Source organism: Pseudotabrizicola sp., assembly GCF_030656345.1.
GTDB lineage: Bacteria > Pseudomonadota > Alphaproteobacteria > Rhodobacterales > Rhodobacteraceae > Pseudotabrizicola.
This window is the reverse complement of the sequence record NZ_JAUSNR010000047.1, coordinates 20,444-30,375: the sequence shown is the minus strand read 5'-3', so window position 1 is coordinate 30,375 and position 9,932 is coordinate 20,444. Positions and strand designations below refer to the sequence as shown.

The 9,932-nt window shown below is 62.1% G+C and carries 10 protein-coding genes and 2 pseudogenes; 10 read left to right on the top strand and 2 right to left on the bottom strand.

Annotated features, from left to right (window positions below; all coding sequences use genetic code 11):
* Window positions 1-315 (bottom strand): annotated as a pseudogene (locus Q7J44_RS21275) (DUF932 domain-containing protein); the annotation flags it as partial.
* Between the two features lie 59 nt (window positions 316-374).
* On the opposite strand from Q7J44_RS21275, the gene Q7J44_RS21270 reads away from it, so the two are divergent.
* The gene (locus tag Q7J44_RS21270) at window positions 375-1,412 is read left to right on the top strand and encodes an IS110 family transposase (protein WP_304883090.1); all 1,038 of its coding nucleotides are present in this window, start codon (window positions 375-377) and stop codon (window positions 1,410-1,412) included.
* Between the two features lie 245 nt (window positions 1,413-1,657).
* Here the strand turns inward: Q7J44_RS21270 and Q7J44_RS21265 are convergent.
* Window positions 1,658-2,401 (bottom strand): annotated as a pseudogene (locus Q7J44_RS21265) (DUF932 domain-containing protein); the annotation flags it as partial.
* A gap of 437 nt (window positions 2,402-2,838) precedes the next feature.
* Here Q7J44_RS21265 and Q7J44_RS21260 point away from each other — a divergent pair.
* The 9 genes from Q7J44_RS21260 to Q7J44_RS21220 all read left to right on the top strand — a co-directional run bounded on the left by Q7J44_RS21260 (window position 2,839) and on the right by Q7J44_RS21220 (window position 9,915).
* On the top strand, window positions 2,839-4,245 hold the full coding sequence (locus Q7J44_RS21260) for a sigma-54 dependent transcriptional regulator (RefSeq protein ID WP_304883089.1): 1,407 nt from the start codon (window positions 2,839-2,841) through the stop codon (window positions 4,243-4,245).
* A gap of 62 nt (window positions 4,246-4,307) precedes the next feature.
* On the top strand, window positions 4,308-4,460 hold the full coding sequence (locus tag Q7J44_RS21255; protein ID WP_296430074.1) for a hypothetical protein: 153 nt from the start codon (window positions 4,308-4,310) through the stop codon (window positions 4,458-4,460).
* A gap of 211 nt (window positions 4,461-4,671) precedes the next feature.
* Window positions 4,672-5,634: a hydrogenase gene (locus Q7J44_RS21250; protein ID WP_045682677.1), complete on the top strand. Its 963-nt coding sequence runs from the start codon at window positions 4,672-4,674 to the stop codon at window positions 5,632-5,634.
* Between the two features lie 22 nt (window positions 5,635-5,656).
* On the top strand, window positions 5,657-7,264 hold the full coding sequence (locus Q7J44_RS21245; RefSeq protein ID WP_045682679.1) for a nickel-dependent hydrogenase large subunit: 1,608 nt from the start codon (window positions 5,657-5,659) through the stop codon (window positions 7,262-7,264).
* Between the two features lie 68 nt (window positions 7,265-7,332).
* Entirely contained in the window at window positions 7,333-7,710 is a 378-nt protein-coding gene (locus tag Q7J44_RS21240; protein ID WP_296430076.1) for a hypothetical protein, read from the top strand.
* A gap of 8 nt (window positions 7,711-7,718) precedes the next feature.
* Window positions 7,719-8,030, top strand: coding sequence for a hypothetical protein (locus tag Q7J44_RS21235; RefSeq protein ID WP_296430078.1), 312 nt, complete (start codon window positions 7,719-7,721; stop codon window positions 8,028-8,030).
* Window positions 8,003-8,503 carry a hydrogenase maturation protease gene (locus Q7J44_RS21230; protein ID WP_370693053.1) on the top strand — a complete coding sequence of 167 codons (501 nt, stop codon included), beginning with the start codon at window positions 8,003-8,005 and terminating at the stop codon, window positions 8,501-8,503. Before Q7J44_RS21235 ends, Q7J44_RS21230 begins: the two co-directional genes overlap by 28 nt.
* Window positions 8,500-8,814, top strand: coding sequence for a hypothetical protein (locus Q7J44_RS21225; protein WP_045682683.1), 315 nt, complete (start codon window positions 8,500-8,502; stop codon window positions 8,812-8,814). The genes Q7J44_RS21230 and Q7J44_RS21225 overlap by 4 nt, the downstream gene beginning before the upstream one ends.
* Window positions 8,815-8,913: 99 nt before the next feature.
* Entirely contained in the window at window positions 8,914-9,915 is a 1,002-nt protein-coding gene (locus Q7J44_RS21220; RefSeq protein ID WP_045682685.1) for a hypothetical protein, read from the top strand.
* Window positions 9,916-9,932: the final 17 nt, after the last annotated feature.

Genomic DNA, 9,932 nt, shown 5'->3' with positions numbered 1-9,932 from the left:
CTTCTCAATGATCTTGCCGGCTTCGGCCTTCGAGAAGCCGCGCTTACGCAGAAAGTCATCCCGGTCCTCGTCCGTGCGCGCCACGATCTGCTGCCGCGCCGCCTTGATGCCATTCACGAAACCCTGCGGCGACGAATTGGCGAAGCGCGTCAGCGCCGGGGCCGCCTCATGGGCAAAGCGCGAGGCTGCATATTTCGAGTGGCGGATGGTGATCTCCTGGAAATCCTCGACGCCCCAGAGGTTGCGGTTCTGGCACACAGCCCGCAGGTAGAAGCTCGCCATGCCAAGGGTTTTCGCGCCCACCTCGGAGTTCCAGATGCCGTATTAAGCCAGTAGCGCCCTATGATCTGGGACCGGCAACTGGAGGGACTGAAATGGAAAAATATGTTGGCATCGACGTTTCGTTGAAGGAAAGCGCCGTCTGCATTGTGGATCAGAGCGGAAAGGTCATACGCGAACTGAAAGCACTGAGCGACCCCGACGCGCTTGGACGCATCCTGCGGGCTGAAGGTTGTTCAGCGGCGCGGATCGGACTGGAGGCCGGGGCGCTTTCCGGCTGGCTGCACGACGGTTTGAAAACCGAAGGGTTCGACGTGGTCTTGCTTGAGACGCGACATGTCCAGGCGGCAATTTCGGCCATGGCGGTGAAGACAGACCGCAATGACGCACGGGGCATCGCACAAATGCTGCGGCTCGGTTGGTTCAAATCGGTCCATGCCAAATCCGCCGACTCGCAGGAAATCCGGGCTTTGCTAACTGCGCGCAAGCTTCTCACGCGGAAACGTGTCGATCTCGACATCGGGATGCGTGGCATCCTGCGGTCTTTCGGGCTGAAAGTCGGTCAGGTCGGACGAGCCCGGTTTGATGCCCGGCTCCGTGAACTGATCACGGGGAACACGATGCTTGAGAAGGTGATCGGCGCCATGCTGGAGGCCCGCGCTGTTCTTGCTCGCGAATTGGCCGAGCTGCATCGCATGGTGCTGCGTCTGACCCGGGAAAGCGAAGTGTGCAAGCGGCTGATGTCAGTACCCGGCGTTGGCCCAATCGCCTCGCTGACCTTTGTGGCCGCCGTAGATGATCCCCATAGGTTCCGATCCTCGAAAGCGATCGGTGCACATTTCGGCCTGACACCCCGAAAATACCAATCCGGCGAGGTGGATGTGACCGGCCATATCAGCAAGGCCGGCGATGCGTCGGTGCGAACGGTGCTATACGAGGCGGCGAACGCAATTATCACCCTGCGCGTCAAACCGTCTGCCTTGAAGGCTTGGGCACTGCGCCTGGTGAAGAGACGTGGTGCAAAACGGGCGAAAGTTGCCCTGGCGCGCAAACTGGCTGTGTTGATGCATCGGATGTGGGTTGACGGAACTGAATTCGAATTCGGCGCGGGAGATGCCCAGCCCGCGACGTAAACTGCTCTGACGGCCGCCCATTCGGCGCGGTCGAAGAGGTCCCTTCGCCGGGACGCGAGCCAGGCGAGTCCGGTTCTACTGTCGTGAGCCCGGTCCTTCCGGCCATCACGTGTTCTCCAGATTGGACCGCCGGGTTCAGCACAGAAAGGCATGGTGTGGCGGCCCCTGCGCCGACTACGGACAGAAGCATGTTCTTGGCGATGGAGTTTCTTCGAAAGTGCCCTGAATGGGGTTGGCTTAATACAGAAGCAGTAGAAGCCCCGGAAGTAGAGATCGGGGGAGCCATCGGGCAGGCGACCCGCCTCGATCGGGTTGTGGTCGTCGACCAGGAACAGGAAGACATCGCGGTCAGAGGCATAGAGCGTTGTCGTGTCGCGGCTGATCTCGACATCGGGGTTGTAGACCCCGGTCGACCAGTCGAGCACCCCCGGGACCTTCCAGCGCGTGTCGCCAGTGCCATTGCCCGCGATGCGCTGCACCGCCTCGACCAGCTCGTGGTCGTGGATGCGGCCATAGTCCGGGCCGGTGACCGCGCGCAGTTCCGTGCGACCATCTTCCGTCTCGAAAGTCTTCACCTGCTCAGCGCGATGGTTGGTCAGGCCGTATTGCAGGTTGATCCCTGCCAGCGGCGCGGACAACTGGCGCAGGTAGGAGGCAGGCGCGCCGACGATGCTGGCAAGCTGGCCAAAGGCCCAGTGCGTGGGCGCAACCAGCTCATGCGCTTTCGGCAGGACCAAATGCAGCCGCTCAGCGCTGTCGCGCGCCGCCTCGACCCGGATATCCGCCGTCTGCACCACACGGCTGCGGCTGCGCTCCGACCGACCCTTCACCGATGCCCAGAGATCGTCGAGCGACAGATACCGCTCATCATCTGGCCGATTGAACCATTCGGACGACACCCGCCCGTTCCGCTCCCCCCGGCTCACATCCACCTTCCAGCCACCCGCCCGCGCCGGCTGCATCGGGTCCAGAACTTCCACAACACCCATCGATAATCTCCCGCGACAGGCGCCGGGAGCCACTCTCCCAACCTTCAACCCGTCAACGGAAAACCGGCACGGCTCTCACTCTCGGCAACGTAAGGGGCGGAGAGCAGACCCGAGTGTGTGCGGCATCGCACCTGCAGCATTTCAGAATAGTAGTCATTCGCGCCGGCAGGTGTGCCTACTCTGAGCAAATGGTCCAGCGGGGCGCGGAACTGCCGTTCGGCAGGATCTGGAGCTGCCCAACTGTACACTGACAGCGATCACCCAATGCAGGCAACGAGATTGCAGTCTAACCGCTTTTTGGGCAACCGACTTGAAAGCGAAGCATGCAGTGTGTAAACCTGATTGGCAAGGCAGTGAAGGCTGAAGCCGCTGACCGACGGAACCCGATCCAATTGAGCATTGTTCAGACCATTCTTTTGAAATCGACGGATCCCGGGGTGATTGCTGCCGTATCTTCGGCGCTGAGCGAGGCTGACGGCTATCGGCTGATCTACTGCGAGGATGACCGCACCGCGATCCGGCGGATGGACGAGGTTTTTGTAAACCTGTTCTTGTATGATTGCGGAGACAGCGCACACATCGACGAAAGCGCACTGATCCATTCGCGCCTTGCGCATACCTCCTGCGCCCGGATCGTGGTCTTCGACCCCACAAGCACGCCGGAGGGGTTCCAGCTTGCCAACCGGACGGCCGCCTACGTGTTTCTGTTCAAGCCGTTGGATCCGGCACAGCTGGGTGTCATGGCCAAACGCGCACTGGAGCAGGCGGAACTGGCGCGGCGGCACCGCATCCTCAGCCGCGAGCTGAAAATGTCGCTGGATGAGGATATCTTCCAGACCACTCCCGACGGGTCAGTCCAGGGTGGCTATTCGCAGTTCGAACGGCTGGTCTTCGTCAGCTCGAAGATGGCCGATCTGGTGGCCGAGGCGAAGATGTCGGCCAGCACCAATATGCCCGTGCTGATCCAGGGCGACACCGGCACCGGCAAGGAACTTCTGGCGCGCGCGATCCACTTCAACTCGGGCCGGCGCAAGTCGCCGATGCTGGTGCAGAACTGCGGCGGCATTGCCGAGAACATGCTGCATTCGGAACTCTTCGGCCATGTGCAGGGGGCCTTTCCCGGGGCAATCTCGGACCGGCTGGGCCTGTTTCGGGCGGCGGATGGGGGCACGGTGTTTCTGGACGAGGTGTCCGAGATCTCGCCTCAGTTTCAAGTGGCGCTGTTGCGATTCCTACAAGAGGGCGAGGTCAAGCCCCTGGGGTCGGACACGATGCTGCACAGCGATGTTCGGATCATCGCGGCTTCGAACAAATCGATTGAAAAGATGGTGCAACAAGGCACCTTCCGCCGCGACCTATACTATCGGTTGCGAGGGTTCCAGCTGGACGTGCCCGCCCTCGCCGTCCGGCCCGAGGATATTCCCGTCCTGACCCGGTTCTTTGTCGAGAAATACGCCGGTGTCGTCGGGCGACGGGTCTTGGGGGTGACCACCGATGCGCTGAAGCATTTGGAAGCCTACCCATTTCCGGGCAACGTCCGCGAGTTGGAAACCGAGGTCCAGCGGATGGTGGCGGTTGCCGAACAGGGCGGCTACATCGCGCTTCGGCACCTGTCTGAGAAGATCTCCTCCACTCCGATCAATGATGCGGGTCCGGGTGGGTTCGTGCCCTCGGGCGGCACATTGAAGGACATGGTCGAAAGCCTGGAGCGCGCTATTGTCCTGCAGGCCTTGGATCGAAGCCATTGGAACCAAAGCAAGGTGGCCACAGACCTCGGGCTGTCGCGGGTCGGATTGGCGAACAAGATCAAGCGGTACGATATCAAGCGGGGACGTGGGGGATGACCGAACAGCCTGAGCGATCAGTAGTTGTGCCGTTCCCCGGTTCGCGCTTGGCGAAGGCGCCCGTGAAGCCCCGCGACCTTGGCCTGACTGCCCTGTCGAAAACGCTTGGCCCCGTGGCGATCAGCGCCAAGGGCCATTGGTGTGACCGCTGCAACGGCATCTGGTACAGCTATTTCGGCGAGGCGCGTTGTCCGGTCTGCGGCGGTCGCTGCTAGCGTCGCTGAAAAGTAAGTTTGCACAACCCCTCGCAATGTCGTTTTCAGTTTACACTTCGTTGCAGCAATAGCTCTATCCAGCCTCCCGAGTTGATTTCCCAAGGCTCACTTCCCCGACTAGCATGTCAGTAAGGTCGGTCGCTTCAAAGCCGATCACCTTGGTCGTGCCGCTGTCGTTTTCGGCAGTCGGCGTCATCTACGGGAGGAACGGATGGCTAATCTACTCTGGCTGCAAGGCGGCGCCTGTTCGGGCAATACGATGTCGTTCCTGAACGCCGAGGAACCCAGCGCCTGCGATCTGGTGACCGATTTCGGGATCAACATCCTGTGGCAACCCTCGCTGGGGCTGGAGCTTGGCGACAACGTCAAGACGATCCTGCAGAAATGCATCTCGGGCGAGATCAAGCTGGATATCTTCGTCTTCGAGGGCACAGTCATCAACGCCCCGAACGGCACCGGCGAGTGGAACCGCTTCTGCGGCCGGCCGATGAAGGAGTGGGTCGCCGAGCTTTCGGCGGCCGCCGACTTCGTTGTCGCCATCGGCGATTGCGCGACCTATGGCGGCATTCCCGCGATGGCGCCGAACCCGTCGGAAAGCGTGGGGATGCAGTTCCTGAAGCGCGCCAAGGGCGGTTCGCTGGGTGCCGGGTTCAAGGCGAAATCGGGCCTGCCGGTCATCAACATTCCCGGCTGCCCCGCGCACCCGGACTGGGTAACCCAGATCCTCGTCGCCGTCGCCACGGGCCGTGCGGGCGACCTGACGCTGGATGAATTCCATCGCCCGAAAACGTTCTTCTCGTCCTTCACGCAAACCGGCTGCACCCGGAACATGCACTTTGCCTACAAGGTCTCGACCACCGCCTTCGGTCAACGCAAAGGGTGCCTCTTCTACGACCTCGGCTGCCGTGGCCCGATGACCCACAGCCCTTGCAACCGCATCCTGTGGAACCGCCATTCGTCCAAGACCCGCGCCGGCATGCCGTGCCTTGGCTGCACCGAGCCCGAGTTCCCCTTCTTCGATCTGAACCCCGGCACGGTGTTCAAGACGCAGACGGTGATGGGCGTGCCCAAGGACATGCCGACAGGCGTCGACAAGGTTGGCTACATCAAGCTGACCGCCGCCGCCAAGGGAATGGCCCCCGCCTGGGCCGAAGAAGACATCTTCGTGGTCTGAGCCACGAACAGGGAGCAAACACATGTCAGCAACTGCAGCAACCGTCGAGACGCTCGACATCTCTCCCGTTGGCCGGGTCGAAGGTGATCTGGACGTTCGGGTGGAAATCGAGAATGGCAAAGTCACCAATGCCTGGACCCATGCGGAGCTGTTCCGCGGGTTCGAGGTGATCCTGAAGGACAAGGACCCGCAGGCGGGCCTTGTCGTCACCCCCCGCGCCTGCGGCATTTGCGGCGCGTCACACCTGACCTGCGCCGCCTGGGCGCTGGACACGGCCTGGGGCACCACGGTGCCGCGTAACGCGATCCTCGCGCGGAACCTTGGCCAGATCGTGGAGTCGCTGCAATCGCTGCCGCGCCACCACTACGGCCTCTTCATGATCGACTACACCAACGAAAACTATGCCGCTTCACCCTTCTACGCTGAAGCGGTCAAGCGCTACTCGCCTTTCACCGGCACATCCTATGAGGCTGGCGTGACGATCTCTGGCCGTCCGGTGGAGATCTACGCTCTTCTTGGCGGGCAATGGCCGCATTCGTCCTTCATGGTGCCGGGCGGCGTGATGTGCGCGCCCACCCTGACCGATGTGACGCGCGCCTGGTCGATCCTGGAGCATTTCCGGCAGAACTGGATCGAACCCCTGTGGCTCGGCTGCTCGATGGAGCGGTACGAGGAAATCCAGACGCTGGAGCAATTCGAGGCCTGGCTTGAGGAAAGCCCGAAGCATGCCAATTCCGACCTCGGCCTTTTTTGGCGCATGTCGAAGGAAATCGGCCTGCAGCACTATGGTAAAGGCCACGGCAAGTTCGTGACCTGGGGCTACCTGCCGCATGAGGACAAGTACAACAAGCCTACCATCGACGGGCGGTCCTCGGCGGTGATCATGAAGTCGGGCACCTATGACGGGGCGACCGACACCTTCGGCCCGATGGAGCATATCTTCACCCGCGAAGATACAACCCACGCCTGGTATGATGAAGGCGCGGCGGTCCATCCATTTGACCGCACCACGAAGCCGATCGCCAAGAACAAGGTCGATCCGGCAGGCAAGTATTCTTGGGGCACTGCCGTTCGCCATTCGGAAAGCGGCGCGCTTGAGGCCGGGCCGCTGGCCCGCCGACTGATCGCAGGCAACACCACCGGCCAGGCCTTCCAGCATTCGGATGGCCTTGTCCTCGACATGTACCGCAAGATGGGCGGTGCCTCGATCATGCTGCGCCATTTCGCGCGGATGCATGAACTGTGCATCCTGTACCGTGAGGCCGAGCGCATCCTGCGCGAGTTCCGGCTGAACGACGAGTGGTACATCAAGCCGACCGAACGCGACGGGAAGGGTTGGGGAGCTACCGAGGCGATCCGTGGGGCACTGTGTCACTGGATCGAGGTGAAGAACGGCAAGATCGCCAACTACCAGATCATCGCCCCCACCACCTGGAACGTCGGCCCCCGGTCGGCTGATGGCCAGCGCGGCCCGATCGAAGAGGCGCTGATCGGCACGCCGATCAAGAACAAGCACGACCCGGTCGAAGTGGGCCATGTCTGCCGGTCCTATGACAGTTGCCTTGTCTGCACGGTTCATGCGCATGATGGCCAGACCGGCGAAGAGCTGGCGCGCTTCCGAACCGCCTGATCCGTAGCACGGTGGTCGGGCCTGTCGGCCCGGCCATTGCAGGGTGGATCCAAGGGGAGGGACAAGCCGTGAACAAGGAGACAAGCCTGGCCGACCAGTCGCAGGCATACATCGCGCGCTATGGGGTGACACCTGCCGAGGCCAGCCATGACATGCTGCTTCGGATGATCGAGGACATGTTCGCAGACGGGCTGGTCACCGAAGTTGAACCGTTCCCGGAAACGGACCGGGAGTTCTCAAAGCTCCTCGACATACTGCGCCCGCTGGACGCAAACGCCTTGCGGGAGAAACTGGTGATTTCGGGCTGGCTGCTGGAGCCGTATGGGCCTGACAAGATGCGTTGCCAGGAATGCATGTATTTCCTTGTGCACCGGCGCTGGTGCGATCTGCCGGAACTCAATCTTCCGGCCAAGGCTGACTGGTGGTGCCGCCTGTGGCGCATCTAGGGGAAAAGATGGACCTGGAAACCTTGCGCAAGGATATCGCCGCCCGCCTTGCTGGCGGGCTGGAAACCGAGGTCTGGCCGCGTGCGGGCACCAGCGAAGAGGTGAACGCGATTGTGCGCCGCCTGCAGGTCGAAGCGGGCGATGATCTGGTGGCAAAGCTGGTGATCGGTGGCTTTACCGACCACACCATCGAGGCCGAAGACATGCCGCAACCTTGCGAAACCTGCATGTATTACAAAGTCCACGCCCGGTTCTGCGATCTGCCAGAACTCATGCTGCCGGTCGAGCCGGAATGGTCCTGCAGGCTATGGCGGATCTGACAGAGCCCGACATTATCGTACTTGGCTGCGGGAATCCCAACCGCAGCGATGATGGGGTCGGGCCACGTGTGATTGCCCTCTTGCGCGACAAGTGTTTGCCGCCTCAGGTGCGGCTCTTTGATGTTGGCACAGACGGCATGACAGCAATGTATCGCGCACGCGGTGCCACCCATCTGGTGGTAGTCGATGCGCGGGTGCCTGGCGGCAATCCCGGCGCGGTCTACGAGGTGCCGGGCGAAGTCCTTGCCGCGCCACCTGCCAAGGGCGCGGGCTTGCACGAGTTCCGCTGGGATCATGCACTTTACGCCGGGCGCCGCATCTACGGTGACACCTATCCCGCAACCGTGGTCGTCCTTCTGATCGAAGCGGCGACGCTTGACCTTGGCCTTGCCCTCAGCCCGTCCGTCGAGGCTTCGGCGCAAAGCGTAGCGCAAAGGGTGCGCGGACTGATTGATGATTGGCTGGCCGCATGACCGCGGTGCTTTCGGTTCGGGATGGCTCGATCTACCTGCCCGCGGTGGTGGTCGAGACCTACTTTCGCGGCATCGCTTCGGTGGTGGTGCTGATCCGCGACGGCACTCTGATGATCCTGCCCGTGCATCAGGCAACAGCGGGCGGCTGTCTTCTCAAGCTCCGCAATGCTGCGGGGGACCGCGTGGCGCAAGCGCGGGACGTATTTCAGGATCAGGGTCTGCTGGGGCTGAGCGTGACTGATCTTCCTGCTAACTGGGTATCCGATCAGGGCGCGCTTTGCGCAGAACTGCCGCCTACTATGCAAAGTTGATTTTCAATTGAAGAAGAAAGTAGACAAGGCGCGCAGCAAGTGATCTTCTTTCTGCACAAGAAGACGCGACACGCCTGAGTCGCGCGGGGAGGGTCTACCATGGCTGCAACCAGCCGCACCAAGCAGCAGGTCGATGCTGCGCTGATGGCTGTCGAAGACGCCGACACATCTGACGCTGACAAGGCGCAGATGCTGATGGAGATTGCGATGGGCCTGCAGCAGGCCCCGCGCGAACCGGCAGACCTGCACGCCGCTGTTGACCTTTATCTCAAGGCTCTGACGCTTGTCCCTCCGGGCGAAGTGCTGGGCGGGGCGCGCATTCGGGCGCGTCTTGCCACAGCGCTGATGGCGGTGCCGGCCAAGGATGCCGAGCCGATGAAGGCCGCCCGCGCGGAAATCACCACGGCCATCGCGACCCTGACCGCTGAAGGCTCCAACGCGGAGATCGCGGAAGCCGAGATGAACCTTGGCCTGATCTGCCAGACCCTCGCCGGATGGGGCATGATGCCGATCCAGCCCGCAATCAGCGCCTATCAGCGCGCGCTGCGGACCTTTGACAAGGCGGCTTACCCGAAGGAATTCGCGATCCTGCAGAACAACCTGGCCACCGCCTTCATGTCGATGCCCTTCACCGACGACAGCGGCAAGCTGCGCGAGGCTTTGGCGGTGCAAGCGTTCGAAGAGGGGCTGCGCGTCGTCACCCTGATCGACCATCCGGTTGAATATGCCATGCTGCAGAACAACCTCGGCAATGCGCTGCAGTATGTCTCGACCGCGCACCGGGTGGAAAACTGCTTGCGCGCGCTTGATGCCTATGACGAGGCGCTGAAGGTCCGCACGCTGCGCGACATGCCCGAGGCCTATGCCAACACCATCGCGAACAAGGCCAACTGCCTTGCAAACCTGCCCGACGATCTGGAAAACCCCGAAGCCGGCAACCCGCGCCATGTCCAGGAGGCTGTCGCCCTTCTGCGTGAGGCGCAAGGCATCTTTCAGCAGCGTGGGGAGGCCGAGAAGGCCCGTTCCGTTGCCGAGGCGATCGCCGACCTGACCTCGGCACTGGCGCCGCACAGCGCCTTTGCCTCGCACCAAAGCCATTGACACGAGACCAAAAGGAA

Coding starts and splice junctions, on each gene's coding strand:
- Q7J44_RS21250 (WP_045682677.1), top strand. CDS start 4,672: ATGGCTAATCTACTCTGGCTGCAAGGCGGCGCCTGTTCGGGCAATACG.
- Q7J44_RS21245 (WP_045682679.1), top strand. CDS start 5,657: ATGTCAGCAACTGCAGCAACCGTCGAGACGCTCGACATCTCTCCCGTT.
- Q7J44_RS21225 (WP_045682683.1), top strand. CDS start 8,500: ATGACCGCGGTGCTTTCGGTTCGGGATGGCTCGATCTACCTGCCCGCG.
- Q7J44_RS21235 (WP_296430078.1), top strand. CDS start 7,719: ATGGACCTGGAAACCTTGCGCAAGGATATCGCCGCCCGCCTTGCTGGC.
- Q7J44_RS21220 (WP_045682685.1), top strand. CDS start 8,914: ATGGCTGCAACCAGCCGCACCAAGCAGCAGGTCGATGCTGCGCTGATG.
- Q7J44_RS21230 (WP_370693053.1), top strand. CDS start 8,003: ATGGTCCTGCAGGCTATGGCGGATCTGACAGAGCCCGACATTATCGTA.
- Q7J44_RS21270 (WP_304883090.1), top strand. CDS start 375: ATGGAAAAATATGTTGGCATCGACGTTTCGTTGAAGGAAAGCGCCGTC.